We start from the raw sequence: 16,076 nt of genomic DNA, 5'->3' as shown, positions 1-16,076 counted from the left end.
CGCTCGCCAACCGCGATCTCGCCGCCGCCCGCCGATACCTCCGCGCCCTCGCCCCGATTCAATCTCGCAGTGCGCAGACCCAGCAACTCGCAGCCGACGTCTCGCGTCAGGAACGTGCGCGCGACAGCGCGATGGCCAGCGCCCGTTCGTGCGCCGCGAACCATGATCCGGCATGCGTGACACGAAACGCGCGACGCGCCGTCGCGCTCGATCCGCGCAACGCGCAAGCTCAAGCGCTGCTGAAGCACGCAATGACCGTTCAAGCCGACGCCAACACCGCCTATTTCCGCAAGGCGAGCGCGCTGCCCGCACCGGTCGTCCCGTCGATGACGTTCGACGGGCGCTGGAGCGTCGCGCCCAGGAGCGCATCGGGCGAAAGCCACCGGAGCGACGCATCGAAGTCGTACACGCTTTTCGGCTGGGGCGTGCCTACGGTGTCGAAGGGACGCGGCGACGCGCATTGAAAAGGACACGCGGGAAGCCCGCGACGATTCGGCTCCCAGCCAGATGACGCATATCGCCGTACTGCCTCGGCTCCGAATGCGTCGCGGGAACTCGCCGCACGCTCATGCCTGACGTCGCAGGCGCCGTCGTGGCCTTGCTAGAATGCGCGCTTCAACTGCCCTGCATCCGATGGACCTCGAAACCCTCCTCTTCTCCCAAGGCTTCGGGTCGCGCCGCCAGTGCCGCGGGATCATCGCCGAAGGGCGCGTGCGCATCGGCGGCGAAGTCCGCACCGATCCGCGCGCCGATTTCCCCATCGCGCCGCCGCTCGATTTCGACGTCGACGGGCGCACGTGGACCTATCGCGACAAGGCGTATCTCGCGCTCAACAAGCCTGCGGGCTACGAATGCTCGCGCGATCCGCAGCATCATCTGAGCGTGTTCCACCTGCTGCTGCCGCAACTGATCGAGCGCGGCGTCCAGCCGGTCGGCCGGCTCGATCAGGACACCACCGGCCTGCTCCTCCTTTCCGACGATGGCGCGTTCGTCCACGCTTTCACGTCGCCGAAGCGCAAGGTGCCGAAGGTCTATCTCGCGACGGTGCGCCATCCCCTCGATGACGCGCAGCTCGCCACCCTTCGCGAAGGCGTGCTGCTGCACGGCGAGACGAGACCGACCGCCGCGCTCGCCGCCCATCGACGAGACGAACGGTTACTCGAACTGACCGTGCTGGAAGGCAAATACCACCAGGTCAAGCGGATGGTCGCGGCGGCGGGAAATCGCGTCGAACAGCTGCATCGGGAGCGCGTCGGCGGTTATGCGCTGCCGGCATCGCTCAGGGAAGGGGAATGGCGCTGGCTCGACGCCGACGATCTTGCCGCACTGCGCTCGAAGGAAGACATCGACGCGTGACACGGCCACCTGCCGGCCCCAGGAAACCGATCTGTAAATCCCGAAAACCGCCCACGCCCGCGCGTTGCGCCGCAGCATGCCTTCCGGTCCGAGTGCTCATATACTCGTCTTACGGAACCAGAATGACTAAAACAAGGGCAGGAGGGCATCATGGCTTCCCACATGAGCGTCGCGCTGATTGCGTTCGTCGTGTTGTGCGCGGTTCTGATCGGGGTATTGGGCGTCGTCATGCACATGAGGCATAAGTACTCGCCGAATCTGATGGGCGCGCTGATCGGCGCATTGATGTGCTTCGTCCTGCTCGAAACGATTCCGGCGCTGATCTAGCGCGGCGTATCCGCTTCCATTCCCGGCCCGGCGTGCCCGCGGCTTCGCTCGCGAAGGAAATGGTCGACCGTGGGATAGCGCAGCGCGTAACCCAGTTCGCGCTTGAGACGATCGTTGCGAAGGCGTCGCGATTCGCGCATGAACGAAAGCGTGACCGGTTCCAGCCGCGCTTCGGCTTCCTCTCTCGTGATGCGCGGCACGCGCGGCAATCCGCAGGCATCGGCCACGCGGTCGAAATAATCGGCCATGCACAAGTCCGTATCGTCCGATGCGTTGATCGCGCGCTGCGGCTTTCCCCGCCCGAGCGTTCGAACGATGATCGCGGCGAGATCGTCGGCGTGAATGTGGTTCGTGTACACGTCGTCGCGTTCGATGAGCGCAGGCATCGCCCGTTCGATGCGCGCGCGCGGCAGACGGTCTTCCGCATAGATTCCGGGGATGCGCACGATCGACACGCGCCAGCCGCTTCGCACGCCCGTGCCGCGCAACAGTTGCTCTGCCGACACGCGGCGCCGCGCACGCTCGTTCTCGGGCCGCACGGGCCGCGTTTCGTCGATCCGCGCGCCGCGGCAATCGCCGTATACGCCCGTCGTGCTCGCATAAACGAACCGCAAGCGGGCCTGCGCCGACGTGGCTCCAAAAGAGGTGTCGGGTACAATGAAAGACGCGCTGCGCCACGCGGGACGTACAGCCATTGAGGTTTGCACGCCACGCGCCACCGAGCGGCGAGGCGCGCGCAATGCTGCAAGAAGGGCGCGGGTGCGGCGGTCGGTATCGCCGTCGCGCTGGGGCGGCGCGAGATGCAAGACATGACGCGCGATGCCCGCGAGCCTCGCAAGACTTCTGCGCGCATCGAGGTCGCCGGTAATCGGCAACGCGCCTGCCGCGCGCAGTTCGGCTGCACGTTCGGGATGATGCGTAAGCGCGATCACGCGCGGTCCGGCGGCGCGGGCATGAAAGAGCGGCAACGTGCGCAGCCCGACATCGCCGCATCCGACGATCAGCACGCGCGGGCGGCGCAGAATTCGAGTGGCGATCATGCGGTGCATTGTATCCGCCGCTCGTTGCAGACGTTCGGCCGCTGAACGCGGCATCGAAAGACATACTTACACCATCGCACGAAATCGATCTATGGCATTCAACGTAACGCTCCGGCAAAGCGGCCGGCAGTTTCAGGTGGAACCCGACGAACCGGTGCTGACCGCCGCACTGCGTCAGGGGATCGGCCTGCCCTACGGCTGCAAGAACGGCGCTTGCGGCTCCTGCAAGGGCGCGGTCGTCGAGGGCGAAGTCGAACAGGCGCCGCATTCGTCGTCGGCGCTCTCCAACGATGAAAAAACCCGCGGCATGGCCCTCTTCTGCTGCGCCACCGCGCAAAGCGATCTGACCATCGACGTGCGCGAAGTCGCGGGCGTCGGCGACGTGCAGGTGAAGAAGCTGCCCTGCCGCGTCAACGCGCTCGAGCGCCGGGCGGACGATGTCATCGAACTGAAGCTGCAGTTGCCCGCCAACGAGCGCCTGCAATATCTCGCGGGGCAGTACATCGAATTCATTCTGAAGGACGGCAAGCGCCGCAGCTATTCGATGGCGAGCCCGCCGCATCACGAAGGCCCGCTCGAGCTGCACATCCGCCACATGCCGGGCGGCACGTTCACGGACCACGTGTTCGGCGCGATGAAAGAGCGCGATATCCTGCGCTTCGAAGGCCCGCTCGGCACGTTCTTCCTGCGCGACGAATCGGACAAGCCCATCGTGCTGCTCGCGTCGGGCACGGGCTTCGCGCCGATCAAGGCGATCATCGAGCATGCGGTGTTCAAGAACCTGAACCGCCCGATGACGCTCTATTGGGGCGGCCGCCGCAAGAAGGACCTGTACATGATGGAACTGGCCGAGCAGTGGGCGAAGGAAGTGCCGAACTTCAGGTTCGTGCCGGTGCTCTCGGAACCCGATGCGGTCGACAACTGGAATGGCCGCACGGGCTTCGTACATCGTGCCGTCATCGAAGATCTGCCCGATTTGAGCGCGTATCAGGTCTATGCATGCGGCGCGCCGGTGATGGTGGAATCGGCGCAACGCGATTTCACGCTGCATCACCGGTTGCCGGAGGACGAGTTTTACGCGGACTCCTTCACGAGCGCGGCGGATCTCGCGCATCCGGTGTGATCGGCATTCTGTGAAACCGCCGGCGCCGAGATTTTCGCGCTGGCGGTTTACACGCAGGAACGTCATAACGTATCCTTCGCGAATGAATCGAATCCTGAACGCACTCCGACGCCGCCGCTCGCCGCTTCCTTAGGGATGCCGCTGGCTCGTCAAGCATTCGCGCTCGTCATGGTTCGGTTGTATGAAGCGCAGAGAATGAAGCCACGCAAACGCCGTGGCTTTTGTTTTTTGCGCGCCGCTTTTTCTTTCGTCATCGCCTCGTGGAGCCCGCTGTCATGAATTTCAATGAGTACCCTGTCGATTCGCTGATGTACATCACGAACCGCCCCGAGATCGTGTTCACGCACGGCAAGGGCTCGTGGCTCTACGACAATACCGGCAAGCGCTATCTCGACTTCATTCAGGGCTGGGCGGTCAATTCGCTCGGCCATTGCAACGACGGCATGATCGAAGCGCTGGAGAAGCAGGCGCGCACGCTGATCAATCCGTCGCCGGCGTTCTATAACGGCCCGATGGCGCAGCTCGCCGGCTTGCTCACGCAGCACAGCTGCTTCGACAAGGTGTTCTTCGCCAACAGCGGCGCCGAAGCGAACGAAGGCGCGATCAAGCTTGCGCGCAAATGGGGCCGCAAGTTCCGCAACGGCGCCTACGAGATCATCACGTTCGATCACAGCTTCCACGGCCGCACGCTCGCCACGATGTCCGCGAGCGGCAAGGCGGGCTGGGACACGATCTATGCGCCGCAAGTGCCGGGCTTCCCGAAAGCCGATCTGAACGATATCGCCTCGGTCGAGAAGCTCATCAGCGAGAAGACCGTTGCCGTCATGCTCGAGCCGATTCAGGGCGAAGGCGGCGTCATTCCCGCGACGCGCGAGTTCATGCAGCAATTGCGTGCGCTGACGAAGCAGCACAACCTGCTGTTGATCGTCAACGAAGTGCAGAGCGGCTGTGGACGCGCGGGAACATTGTTCGCGTACGAGTTGTCGGGCATCGAGCCGGACATCATGACGCTCGGCAAGGGCATCGGTGGCGGCGTGCCGCTTGCTGCGTTGCTGTCGAAGGCGGATGTCGCGTGCTTCGAGGCGGGCGACCAGGGCGGCACGTACAACGGCAATCCGTTGATGACGGCGGTGGGCCATTCGGTGATTTCGCAGCTTGTTGCGCCCGGCTTTCTCGCGGGCGTGCGCGAGCGGGGCGAATATTTGCGTAGCGAGTTGCTGAAGTTGTCGGATGAGCGCGGCTTCCGGGGTGAGCGTGGCGAGGGCTTGCTGCGCGCGCTGCTGCTGGATAGCGACAAGGGACCGCAAATCGTCGAGAAGGCGCGGCTGATGCAGCCGGATGGGTTGTTGCTGAACGCGGCGCGGCCGAACTTGCTGCGCTTCATGCCGGCGCTCAATGTGACCAAGGACGAGATCGATCAGATGCTTTCGATGCTGCGTTCCGTGCTCGATACGCTGTGATCGTTCGCACCTTCGAAGCGGGCGATCGCGATGCCGTGATCGCTCTGTGGCGCGATGTGTTTCCCGAGTACGGGGATGCGTCGAGGCCGCAGCGCGATCCGGCTTTGTCGATTGCCAACAAGCTGTCGACTCAGCCTGAGTTGTTCTTCGTCGGTGTGGTGGATGACGCCGTCATCGGAACCGTCATGTGCGGGTATGACGGGCATCGGGGGTGGGTTTATTCGCTTGCCGTTTCGCGTTCGTCGCGAAGGCGCGGGTTTGGGCAATGTCTGATGCTTCATGCCGAAGCGGCGCTTGCCCGGCTTGGTTGCCCTAAGGTTAATCTGCAGGTGCTTTCTGTTAAGCCCGAGTTAGTTTCGTTTTATCAGCGGCTCGGGTATCGCGTTGATGATGTTGTCAGTCTGGGCAAGCGGCTTTAGTGTTCTTTTCGTTGAGCTTGTTTTCGTGTCGGTCTATTAATGCGCCCCGGGGAGGGGCGAGCTAATAGACCGACACGAGATAACGAAGCCACCAAAAACAGGCGGAGTGAAAAAACCCTCACTCCCCCAGATAAGCAGCCCGAACCTTGGGATCATCGAGCATGACCTTGGCATCGCCGGACATCGTGACAGTACCGGAATCCATCACATACCCGCGATTAGCGGCCTGAAGCGCCAGCCGCGCGTTCTGCTCAACCAGCAGCACGGTCAAGCCTTCCTTTGAAATCTCCCGAACGACTTCAAAAATCTTCTCGACCATGATGGGCGAAAGCCCCATGGAAGGCTCATCGAGAAGCAGCAGCTTCGGTCGCGAAAGAAGAGCGCGAGCCATCGCAAGCATCTGCTGCTCGCCGCCCGAAAGCGTCCCCGCGTACTGCGAAGCGCGCTCCTTCAAGCGAGGAAAGAAGCCGAACATACGCTCGGTATCCTTCTGAATGCCGTCGGCGTCATTACGCAGATAAGCCCCCATCTGCATATTCTCGAGAATCGACATGCGCGCAAAGATGCCGCGCCCTTCCGGCACCATCGCGAGGCCGCGCTTCAAAAGCTCATGCGTCGGCACGCCCTTGATCGACTGGCCCATGTACTCGATATCGCCGCCCGAATAAGGCTTCAATCCGGTGATGGCCTTCATCGTCGTGGTCTTGCCCGCGCCGTTCGCGCCGATCAGCGTGACCAGTTCGCCCTGCCCGACTTCCAGATCGACACCCTTCACCGCCTGAATGCCGCCGTAATTCACCTGCAGGCCCTTGACCTTCAACATCGCGCTTGTGGTCGCCATTTAGTGCACCCCCGCACCCAGATATGCCTCGATCACCTTCGGGTCCTTCTGCACGTCCTGCGGCAGACCCTCGGCGATCACCTTGCCGTAATCGAGCACCGTCATGCGGTTGCACAATCCCATCACGAGCTTCACGTCGTGTTCGATCAAGAGAATCGTCTTGCCGTCCGCGCGAATCTTGTCGAGCAGACGCGTCAGTTCGACCTTCTCCGTCGCGTTCATGCCGGCCGCCGGCTCGTCGAGCGCGAGCAGCTTCGGGTCCGTCGCCAATGCACGCGCGATTTCCAGTCGACGCTGATGCCCGTACGACAGATTGCGCGACGTATAGTCCGCGTACTGCAGCACGCCGACATATTCGAGCAGTTCCAGCGCGCGTTCCTTGATCTCGCGCTCTTCACGACGTTCCGCCGGCGTCTGCAAGACCGCGCCGATCAGCCCGTGCTTCGTGCGGACGTGCCGGCCGACCATCACGTTCTCGAGCGCAGTCATGCCGCCGAAGAGACGAATGTTCTGGAACGTGCGCGCGATGCCCGCCTTCGCCACCTGATACACGGCAGTCGGCGTATACGGTTCGCCGTCGAGCTTGAATACGCCCGAATCCGGCGTGTAAAGACCCGTGATGACGTTGAAGAACGTGGTCTTGCCCGCGCCGTTCGGGCCGATCAGACCGTAAATTTCGCCTTCCTTGATTTCGAGGCGCACATCGGAGAGCGCCTGCAAGCCGCCGAAACGCTTGTTCACGCCCTGCACGGACAATCGAGTACGTTTGTCGCTCATTTTCCAGTCCCCCGCTTAGGCGCGCACCGGCTTCTTGCCGCTGCGCTTCGCGATCTTCGCGATCTTGTCTTCGTGTTTCGCGGCGGGCCACAGGCCTTCCGAGCGATACAGCATGATGAGCACCATCGCCAGACCGTACAGCAACTGGCGGATGACTTCGGTATCCACGATCTGATGGCCGAAGATGGCGTTCTGCAGCGGACCCATCGTCGAGCGCAGGAATTCAGGGAACACGGCGAGCAGCACCGCGCCGAGAATCACGCCGGGAATATGGCCCATGCCGCCAAGCACCACGCACGCCAGCACGACGATCGATTCCCAGAACGTGAACGATTCCGGCGACACGAAGCCCTGGAACGCACCGAACATCGCGCCCGACAGACCGCCGAACGACGCGCCCATCGCGAATGCGAGCAGCTTCACGTTGCGGGTGTTGATGCCCATCGCCTTCGCCGCGATTTCGTCCTCGCGGATCGCCGCCCAAGCACGGCCGATGCGCGAATGCTGCAGACGCGTACACACCCAGATCACGAGCAGCGCGCCCAGCACGAACAGGTAGTAGTACATGTAGACGGACGGGAACTTGAAGCCGAAGAACTCGTGCGTCTGCGACAGATTGAAGCCCGCCACCGTCACCGGATCGATGCCCGTGATCCCCTTCGGCCCGTTCGTGATGTTGATCGGACGGTCGAGGTTGTTCATGAAGATACGGATGATTTCCCCGAAGCCCAGCGTGACGATCGCGAGATAGTCGCCTCGCAGGCGCAGCGTCGGCGCGCCGAGCAGCACGCCGAAAGTCGCTGCGAGCGCCATCGCGATCGGCGCGATGATCAGGAAGGGAATGTGCAGGCCGCCCGGCGCGAGCTGCGCGATCCATTCGAACTGCGAAGTCAGCTGCGGCGACGACAACAGCGCCGCCGTGTACGCGCCGACCGCATAGAACGCGATATAGCCCAGGTCCAGGAGGCCGGCGAAGCCGACCACCACGTTGAGGCCGAGCGCCAGCATCACGTAGAGCATCGCGAAGTCGAGCACGCGGACCCAGTAGTTGCCGCCGGCTGCGCCGATCACCATCGGCGCTGCGATCACGAACACGGCGGTCAAGAGGCCGATGACGAGCGTCTTCGTCGTGTTCTTCTCGGGGATGAGCGTCGTCGACGGCTCAATCGGTTGAATCGAAGTCATTTTATTCAGCTCCTCACTCGGTCTTTAAGCGCGATCCGCGACACGTTCGCCGAGCAGACCCGACGGACGGAACACGAGCACGATGATCAGCACGACAAAGGCGAAGACGTCCTGATAGTTACTGCCGAAGACGCCGCCCGTCAGACCGCCGATGTAACCGGCGCCCAACTGCTCGATCAGACCGAGCAGCACGCCGCCGACCATCGCGCCGCCCAGATTGCCGATGCCGCCCAGCACCGCCGCCGTGAATGCCTTGAGTCCCGGGATGAAGCCCATGTAGAAGTGCGCGTTGCCGTATTCCGACGCGATCATCACACCGGCGAGCGCCGCCAGCGCCGAACCGATCATGAAGGTCGCGGAAATCACAAAGTTCGGATTCACGCCCATCAGCGATGCGACGCCGGGGTTCTCGGCGATGGCGCGCATCGCACGGCCGAGCTTGGTCTTGTGAACGAGCAGCAGAAGGCCAGCCATCACGAGGAACGCGACCGCGATGATCACGATTTCCGTCATCGAAATCACGGCGCCCGGATTGTTCTCGCCGGCGGTGATCACGTTGATCGGATCGGTCGGCAGGAGCTGCGGGAACGCGAGCGGATTGCGGCCCCAGATCATCATCGCGATGGTCTGCAGCAGAATCGACACGCCGATGGCGGTAATGAGCGGCGCGAGACGCGGGGCCCTGCGCAGCGGCCGGTACGCGACCTTTTCGATGGTATAGCCGACGATCGCGCAGACGACCGCGGCAATGACGAGCGCGATCGTCAGCATGATCGGCCCGGGCATCGATGGAAAGTGGTTCTGCATGACGCCGATCGCTGACAGCGCGACCATCGCGCCGACCATCAGCACGTCGCCGTGCGCGAAGTTGATGATGCCGAGAATCCCGTACACCATCGTATAGCCCAGAGCGATGATGGCGTAGACGCTGCCAAGCACCAGACCGTTGATGATCTGCTGGATGAAAATATCCATTTAAAGCTCCTTAGCCCCGTGCGACCGGATCACGCCTTTATCACCGGCCGATAAACCGGTGTGAAGCGAAATCTGGAGCGGCACTGCGCGTACTTTTAAAAAAACCGGTAAGGGTTGATCGCCTGCCGTTTCGCCCGCCGCCGGGTAGGTGCGGGCTTCCGGCAGACGGATACGAAACGGCGCTTTCGATAAGGCGCCGCAAGACTCAGAAACGCCTCTCTGCTACTGCCTGACGACGTCGAGCACGTCCTTCTTCTTGTCCTTGAAGTCGTAAAGCGTGATGGTGCCTGCCTTCAGATCGCCTTTGTCGTCGAACGCGATATGCCCCGTCAGACCGTTGAAGTCCGTCGTGGCCATCGCCGCGAGCACCTTGCCCGCCTCGATGGAATTGGCGCGCTTCATTGCATCGACGATCACGTACATCGCGTCATACGTGAACGGCGCGTAAATCTGCACCGGGGTGTGGAAACGTGCTTCGTACTTCTGCGCGAAGTCCGCACCCTTGTCCATCTTCGAGAGCGCGAGCCCCGCTTCCGAACAGACGATGTTCTGCACCGCATCGCCCGCCAGTTCCGGCAATTGCTGCGTGCAGACGCCGTCGCCCGCCAGAATCTTCGCCTTGACGCCGAGCGCCGCCGCTTCCTTCGCGAACGGGCCGCCTGTCACGTCCATGCCGCCGTACATCACCACGTCGGGCTGCATGCGCTTGATCTTCGTGATGATCGCCTTGAAATTGCGCGCCTTCTCGGTTGTCGACTCGCGCGCCGCGATCTTTACCCCGCCCGCCTGAATCGTCTTTGCGAATTCGTCGGCGAGGCCGCGGCCGTAGGCGCTGGCGTCATCGACGATCACGACTTTCTTCGCGTGCAGCGTCTTCATTGCGTAGCCGGCCAGCACGGGGCCCTGCTGCGCATCGGTGGCGACGACGCGAAACGTCGTCTTGTAGCCTTGCCTCGTATATTGCGGGTTGGTCGTCGAGGGCGAAATCTGCGCGATGCCCGCATCGCTGTAAATCTTCGACGCCGGAATCGACACGCCCGAATTCATATGCCCGATCACGGCCGCCACATGGTCGTCCACGAGACGCTGCGCGGCTTCCTCGCCGGTGCGCGGATCGGCGGCGTCGTCCTGGCTGTCGAGTTGCAGGTGAATCGCGCGGCCGTCGATCGTCAGACCCTGACTGCTGATTTCTTCAAGTGCGAGCCGCGCACCGTTCTCGTTGTCTTTTCCGAGGTGCGCCTGCGTTCCGGTGAGCGGCGCGACATGACCGATCTTCACGATCGTCGCCTCGCTCGCGGGCGCCACGGCGGCCGCCGGCGCAACTGCGGCGCTCGCCGCCGACGCTGCTCCGCTCGCCCCGCTTTCGTCCTTCTTGCCGCATGCAGTTGCCATTGCAACCGCAGCCGCGATGGACACGGCGTGAGCAAACTTGAATCGCATCAAACAGGTCTCCTGCGCCTTCCAAAACGGTTACCGAAGCCCCTTGGGACTCAAGACGCGCGAATTGTAACGCCAAATATGAGACGAGCAATATTCTTGCGTGGCGGGGTTTTCCAGCATTGCAACCCGGATTTTCGGGCTGTTTCGCAGCAATAGCGCAACCGGGTTGCGATCTGTCCTTGTGCAGCAGTTGCACCACTCCGGAAGTGGGTCTTTATTCGACTTCGTTCGTGCCGGTATCAAATTGGTGCATGGCTCTTTTTGGACGCGGTGTGCTCGACGGCGGACGGCGAAAAAAAAGCGCCCGGAGGCGCTTTTCGAGGACTTCGTCTAATTACTGCGGCAAGGACAATCCGCGCGGCAGCGGAAAAGAAATCGTCTCTTCGATGCCTTCGAGCGACCGCACGCTGCGCACGCCAAGCTCACGCAGCCGTTCGATGACCGCCTGAGCCAGCACTTCCGGCGCCGACGCCCCGGCCGTCACACCGATCCGCTTCTTTCCTTCCAGCCACGCCGGATCGATCTGCGTCGGCGAATCCACCATATAGGCGGGGATGCCGCTACGCTCGGCGACTTCGCGCAGCCGGCTCGAGTTCGAGCTGTTCGGGCTGCCGACCACGATCACCACATCGCACTGCGGCGCGAGGAACTTGACCGCGTCCTGGCGATTCTGCGTCGCGTAACAGATGTCCTGCTTCTTCGGCTCCTTCACGTTCGGATACTTTCGCTTCAGGGCATCGATGATGGCGGAAGCGTCGTTGACGGAAAGCGTCGTCTGCGTGACGTAGGCGATGCGGTCCGGATCGCGCAGATCGAGCTTCTCGACGTCATCGATGTCTTCCACCAGATGCATGCCTTCGCCCGACTGGCCCATGGTGCCTTCGACTTCAGGATGCCCCTTGTGGCCGATCATCACGATGTCGAAGCCTTCCTGGCGCATCTTCGCGACTTCCATGTGTACCTTGGTCACGAGCGGGCACGTGGCGTCGAACACGCGCAGGCCGCGTGTTTCGGCCTCGGCGCGCACCGCCTTCGATACGCCGTGCGCGCTGAAAATCAGCGTGCTGCCTTCGGGCACGTCCGCGAGCTCCTCGATGAAAATCGCACCCTTCTTCCGCAGATCCGCGACGACATAGGCGTTATGGACTATCTCGTGCCGCACGTAGATGGGCGCGCCGAAGAGTTTGATCGCCCGCTCGACGATCTCGATGGCGCGATCGACGCCCGCACAGAACCCGCGCGGCTGGGCCAGCAGGATTTCGAGGTCGGTTTCGATGTCGTTGAGGCTTTCAGTCAGGCTCATGGCTACAGGATTCCGATGATTTTCACTTCGAAGGCCAGCGCCTGGCCGGCGAGCGGGTGATTGAAGTCGAAGAGCGCGGACGTCTCCCCCACTTCCTTCAGCACGCCGGCATAGCGCCCGCCGTTGGGCGCGTTGAATTCGACGAGATCACCCGGAGAAAAATCCTCGCCGATCATGCTGTTTTCACGCAGCGTCGCCAACGACACCCGCTGCACGAGCTCCGGATTGCGCGGCCCGAACGCCTGATCCGGCGTTAGCTGAAAGGTCGAATGGTGGCCGACCTTCAATCCAAGCAGAATTTCTTCGAGCGGCGGCGCAAGCTGGCCCGCGCCCAGCAGGAGCGTCGCGGGCTTGTCGGTGAAGGTGTTGACGATGTCGGCGCCATCAGCCAGTGCGAGCCGGTAATGAAGCGTGACATGGGAACCGGGTTTCACCTCGGAGATATCGATGATGCTCATGAGTATTGGATGTGGCGGTTCAGTGACAAGCGCGGCGTGCGCCGGGCGAGCGGCGGCTCTTCGGCACGAAGCTGCGAACCGCGGGGCGCAGGATCGGGACGAGCGCCAAAACCGCTATTGTAAGACAGAGTTGCGAAACGCCGTGACGGGCACGCGCGGCGTTGGTGCGCCACGCCTCGCACATCCGGCCGCGCGGAGCGTGCGATGACAGCCGTGCTTCCGCTGCCCGAGCCCGTCGAATCTGCGCTGCAAGAACGGCTGCGGTTGCTATCGATTCCTGAATGGGACGAAGCCGACCGCCCGCGCGAACGTCTGCTGAAGGGCGGGCCGGCCACGCTTTCCGACGCAGAACTGCTCGCGCTTTTCCTCCGGACGGGTGTGCCGGGCCTGACGGCCGTTGACGTGGCGCGCGCGCTCGTGCGACGATTCGGCTCACTGCGTGCCGTTCTGGATGCGTCCGCCTCCGACTTGCAGGACGAGCGCGGTGTCGGCGAGGCGCGCGCCGCGACGCTGCTCGCCGTGTCCGAAATATGCCGGCGCGCGCTGGCGGAGAAGGCGCGCGAGCGCATGCTGCTGAACTCGCCGGGCGCAGTCGAGGATTTTCTCCGCCTCAAAATCGGCACGCGGGCTAACGAAGTGTTCATCTGCATCTATCTGGATGCGCGTCACCAGCTGCTGCATATCTGCGAAGAGGCGCAAGGCTCGCTCACGCGTGTGGCGGTGTATCCGCGGGAAATCGTGAAGCGGGCGCTCGCGTTCAATGCAGCGGGGCTGATCGTCGCGCATAATCATCCGTCGGGCGGCGTCGAGCCGAGCGCCAGCGACCGCAAGCTCACCCGCACGCTGCAGGACGCGCTCGCGCTCATTGACGTCAAGCTGCTGGATCACATGGTCGTCGCATCGAATGACATTTTTTCGTTCGCGCGAGAGGGCTGGCTGTGACGCCGCCCGCACCGGCGCGCAAGCCAGAAAATCTTGATAACGCACTGTTTTTCCTGCTAGAATCCACGTTTGCTTTTTTCAACCGCCTGTTCTGGTCCACGCAGTCCTCATTGGCATAACCGTGCTGCCAAGTCCCCGATCGGCAAATCGGGCGATTAGAGGCATCGGGCGAAGGAATTTCCCTTCATTCGAGCGTTCGATTCAGACTCAACGTGTATTAGGAGCGTCATCATGGCACGCGTATGCCAAGTAACTGGGAAAGGCCCGATGTCGGGCAACAACGTTTCCCACGCAAACAACAAGACCAAGCGTCGTTTCCTGCCGAACCTGCAGAACCGCCGTTTCTTCGTTGAAAGCGAAAACCGCTGGGTGCGTCTGCGCGTCTCGAACGCCGGCCTGCGCCTGATCGACAAGAACGGTATTGACGCCGTGCTCGCAGACCTGCGCGCACGCGGTGAAATCTAAGGAGCACGCACATGGCCAAAGGCGCACGCGACAAGATCAAGCTGGAGTCGACCGCAGGCACGGGTCACTTCTACACGACGACCAAGAACAAGCGCAACATGCCGGAAAAGATGCTGATCAAGAAGTTCGATCCGGTCGCCCGCAAGCATGTTGACTACAAGGAAACCAAGATCAAGTAAATCTTGATCCGAGTACCTGTAGGAAGACACTGAAAGCCCCGCCCATGCGGGGCTTTCTGCTTTTCAGCCCTGGACATTCCCACGCCTTTCACACCCGCGTGCGAGGGATTTCATTGTTCCCGCCGCACCCCGCGCGATATGCTTGCCGGCTACGCAAGCACACGCAACGGAGACGCGGCAACATGAATTTCGATGTAGCGATCGTAGGAAGCGGCCTCGCGGGACTGAGCGTCGCGCTGAATCTGGCCGAAACGCGGCGCGTCGCGATCATCGCGAAACGCGCGGTGAGCGAAGGCGCGAGCGACTGGGCGCAGGGCGGCATCGCGGCGGTGCTGGACTCGGCCGACAGCATCGACAACCACGTCGCCGATACGCTCGTCGCGGGCGGCGGCCTGTGCGACGAAGCGGCGACGCGCTTCATCGTCGAGAACGGGCGCGCGGCCATCGAATGGCTGATCGACGCAGGCGTGCCCTTCACGCGCGATATGTCCGCCGAACTCGGCTTCCACCTGACGCGCGAAGGCGGTCACAGTCATCGCCGCATCATCCACGCGGCCGACGCGACGGGCCACGCCGTCGTCACGACGCTCAGCGAGCGCGTGCGCAATCATCCGAACATCACCGTTCTCGAAGATCACTACGCGATCGATCTCATCACCTCGGACCGGCTCGGCATGCCCGGCCATCGCTGCCACGGTCTCTACGCGCTCGACCTGAAAACCGGCCGCACCGTGACGATCCAGGCGCCGCACACGGTCCTCGCGACGGGCGGCGCGGGCAAGGTCTACCTCTACACGACGAACCCGGACACCGCCACTGGCGACGGCATCGCGATGGCGTGGCGCGCGGGCTGCCGCGTCGCGAACATGGAGTTCATCCAGTTCCACCCGACCTGCCTCTTTCATCCGTACGCGAAGTCGTTCCTTATCTCCGAAGCGGTGCGCGGCGAAGGCGGCATCCTGCGCCTGCCGGACGGCACGCGCTTCATGCCGGAGCACGACGCACGCGCCGAACTCGCACCCCGCGATATCGTCGCGCGGGCGATCGACTTCGAAATCAAGAAGCGCGGCATCGACTGCGTGTATCTGGACATCAGCCACCAGCCGCGCGCGTTCCTCGAAGAGCATTTTCCGACGATCCTCGCGCGCTGCCGCGAATTCGGCATCGATATCGCGAAGGAGCCGATTCCCGTCGTGCCCGCCGCGCATTACACGTGCGGCGGCGTCGTCACGGATCTGGCCGGGCGCACGGACCGGCCGGGGCTGTATGCGGTCGGCGAAACGGCCTGCACCGGACTGCACGGCGCGAACCGGCTCGCGAGCAATTCGCTGCTGGAGTGCATCGTGATCGGACGCGCGGCGGCGCATGCTATCGAGGCGGATGGATTTTCGTCCGGCTGCCATGCCGAACTGCCCGACTGGGACGAAAGCCGCGTGTCGGACCCTGACGAGGAAGTCGTCGTCGCGCATAACTGGGACGAGTTGCGGCGGCTCATGTGGAACTATGTCGGCATCGTGCGCACGGACAAGCGCCTCGCGCGCGCGCAGCATCGGATTGCGCTGTTGCGCGACGAGATCCACGAGTACTACGCGAACTTCAAGGTGAGCCGCGATCTGCTGGAGCTGCGGAATCTGGTCGATGTCGCTTCGCTGATCGTGGAGAGCGCATGCACGCGGCGCGAGAGCCGCGGCCTGCACTTCAGCCGCGACTGGCCCGGCACCTTGCCGAAGGCGCTGCCGACCGTGCTGATGCCGCCACCGAAGCGGCGACGCGGCGTTTAACGGCC

The 16,076-nt window shown here is 63.0% G+C and carries 18 protein-coding genes; 10 read left to right on the top strand and 8 right to left on the bottom strand.

Annotation, left to right across the window (positions count from 1 at the left end; translation table 11 throughout):
* Positions 1–251 precede the first annotated feature (251 nt).
* The 3 genes from P9255_RS22515 (at position 252) to P9255_RS22505 (ending at position 1,683) form a co-directional block, all read left to right on the top strand.
* Complete coding sequence (locus P9255_RS22515) at positions 252–464, top strand: hypothetical protein (RefSeq protein WP_309763136.1); 213 nt, start codon at positions 252–254, stop codon at positions 462–464.
* A gap of 169 nt (positions 465–633) precedes the next feature.
* The gene (locus P9255_RS22510) at positions 634–1,356 is read left to right on the top strand and encodes a 16S rRNA pseudouridine(516) synthase (protein WP_309765332.1); all 723 of its coding nucleotides are present in this window, start codon (positions 634–636) and stop codon (positions 1,354–1,356) included.
* A gap of 150 nt (positions 1,357–1,506) precedes the next feature.
* Positions 1,507–1,683: a hypothetical protein gene (locus tag P9255_RS22505; RefSeq protein ID WP_309763137.1), complete on the top strand. Its 177-nt coding sequence runs from the start codon at positions 1,507–1,509 to the stop codon at positions 1,681–1,683.
* Here the strand turns inward: P9255_RS22505 and P9255_RS22500 are convergent.
* Complete coding sequence (locus P9255_RS22500; RefSeq protein ID WP_309763138.1) at positions 1,680–2,723, bottom strand: NAD-dependent epimerase/dehydratase family protein; 1,044 nt, start codon at positions 2,721–2,723, stop codon at positions 1,680–1,682. The two genes, P9255_RS22505 and P9255_RS22500, sit on opposite strands and share 4 nt — an antisense overlap.
* 91 nt (positions 2,724–2,814) lie before the next feature.
* Here P9255_RS22500 and P9255_RS22495 point away from each other — a divergent pair, with 91 nt between their 5' ends.
* The 3 genes from P9255_RS22495 to P9255_RS22485 all read left to right on the top strand — a co-directional run bounded on the left by P9255_RS22495 (position 2,815) and on the right by P9255_RS22485 (position 5,725).
* Positions 2,815–3,846 carry a CDP-6-deoxy-delta-3,4-glucoseen reductase gene (locus P9255_RS22495; protein ID WP_309763139.1) on the top strand — a complete coding sequence of 344 codons (1,032 nt, stop codon included), beginning with the start codon at positions 2,815–2,817 and terminating at the stop codon, positions 3,844–3,846.
* A 275-nt stretch (positions 3,847–4,121) separates the two neighbouring features.
* Positions 4,122–5,306 carry an acetylornithine transaminase gene (locus P9255_RS22490; protein WP_309790458.1) on the top strand — a complete coding sequence of 395 codons (1,185 nt, stop codon included), beginning with the start codon at positions 4,122–4,124 and terminating at the stop codon, positions 5,304–5,306.
* Complete coding sequence (locus tag P9255_RS22485; protein WP_309763141.1) at positions 5,303–5,725, top strand: GNAT family acetyltransferase; 423 nt, start codon at positions 5,303–5,305, stop codon at positions 5,723–5,725. Before P9255_RS22490 ends, P9255_RS22485 begins: the two co-directional genes overlap by 4 nt.
* A gap of 118 nt (positions 5,726–5,843) precedes the next feature.
* On the opposite strand, the gene P9255_RS22480 is transcribed toward P9255_RS22485, so the two are convergent.
* From P9255_RS22480 to P9255_RS22450, 7 genes are all read right to left on the bottom strand, one after another.
* Positions 5,844–6,548: an ABC transporter ATP-binding protein gene (locus P9255_RS22480; RefSeq protein ID WP_404980448.1), complete on the bottom strand. Its 705-nt coding sequence runs from the start codon at positions 6,546–6,548 to the stop codon at positions 5,844–5,846.
* Positions 6,549–6,566: 18 nt separating this feature from the next.
* Positions 6,567–7,343 carry an ABC transporter ATP-binding protein gene (locus tag P9255_RS22475; protein WP_309763143.1) on the bottom strand — a complete coding sequence of 259 codons (777 nt, stop codon included), beginning with the start codon at positions 7,341–7,343 and terminating at the stop codon, positions 6,567–6,569.
* Between the two features lie 15 nt (positions 7,344–7,358).
* Positions 7,359–8,528 (bottom strand): ABC transporter permease subunit, encoded by a 1,170-nt coding sequence (locus P9255_RS22470; RefSeq protein WP_309763144.1) that lies wholly within the window; start codon positions 8,526–8,528, stop codon positions 7,359–7,361.
* Positions 8,529–8,552: 24 nt separating this feature from the next.
* Positions 8,553–9,503: a branched-chain amino acid ABC transporter permease gene (locus P9255_RS22465; RefSeq protein ID WP_309763145.1), complete on the bottom strand. Its 951-nt coding sequence runs from the start codon at positions 9,501–9,503 to the stop codon at positions 8,553–8,555.
* Positions 9,504–9,725: 222 nt separating this feature from the next.
* Complete coding sequence (locus P9255_RS22460; protein WP_309790457.1) at positions 9,726–10,943, bottom strand: branched-chain amino acid ABC transporter substrate-binding protein; 1,218 nt, start codon at positions 10,941–10,943, stop codon at positions 9,726–9,728.
* Between the two features lie 334 nt (positions 10,944–11,277).
* A complete protein-coding gene (ispH, locus tag P9255_RS22455) occupies positions 11,278–12,246 on the bottom strand; it encodes a 4-hydroxy-3-methylbut-2-enyl diphosphate reductase (RefSeq protein ID WP_309790456.1) in 969 nt (322 codons plus the stop codon).
* A 2-nt stretch (positions 12,247–12,248) separates the two neighbouring features.
* The gene (locus P9255_RS22450) at positions 12,249–12,704 is read right to left on the bottom strand and encodes a peptidylprolyl isomerase (RefSeq protein ID WP_309763148.1); all 456 of its coding nucleotides are present in this window, start codon (positions 12,702–12,704) and stop codon (positions 12,249–12,251) included.
* A gap of 204 nt (positions 12,705–12,908) precedes the next feature.
* On the opposite strand from P9255_RS22450, the gene radC reads away from it, so the two are divergent.
* The 4 genes from radC (at position 12,909) to nadB (ending at position 16,071) form a co-directional block, all read left to right on the top strand.
* A complete protein-coding gene (radC, locus tag P9255_RS22445; RefSeq protein WP_309763149.1) occupies positions 12,909–13,646 on the top strand; it encodes a DNA repair protein RadC in 738 nt (245 codons plus the stop codon).
* Between the two features lie 231 nt (positions 13,647–13,877).
* The gene (rpmB, locus tag P9255_RS22440) at positions 13,878–14,111 is read left to right on the top strand and encodes a 50S ribosomal protein L28 (protein ID WP_008351171.1); all 234 of its coding nucleotides are present in this window, start codon (positions 13,878–13,880) and stop codon (positions 14,109–14,111) included.
* A gap of 11 nt (positions 14,112–14,122) precedes the next feature.
* Positions 14,123–14,290 (top strand): 50S ribosomal protein L33, encoded by a 168-nt coding sequence (rpmG, locus tag P9255_RS22435; protein WP_014190626.1) that lies wholly within the window; start codon positions 14,123–14,125, stop codon positions 14,288–14,290.
* A gap of 182 nt (positions 14,291–14,472) precedes the next feature.
* The gene (gene nadB, locus P9255_RS22430) at positions 14,473–16,071 is read left to right on the top strand and encodes an L-aspartate oxidase (RefSeq protein WP_309763150.1); all 1,599 of its coding nucleotides are present in this window, start codon (positions 14,473–14,475) and stop codon (positions 16,069–16,071) included.
* Positions 16,072–16,076 lie beyond the last annotated feature (5 nt).

The organism is Caballeronia sp. LZ019 (genome assembly GCF_031450825.1).
Taxonomy (GTDB): Bacteria; Pseudomonadota; Gammaproteobacteria; order Burkholderiales; family Burkholderiaceae; genus Caballeronia.
This window is presented reverse-complemented; position numbering and strand designations above follow the sequence as displayed.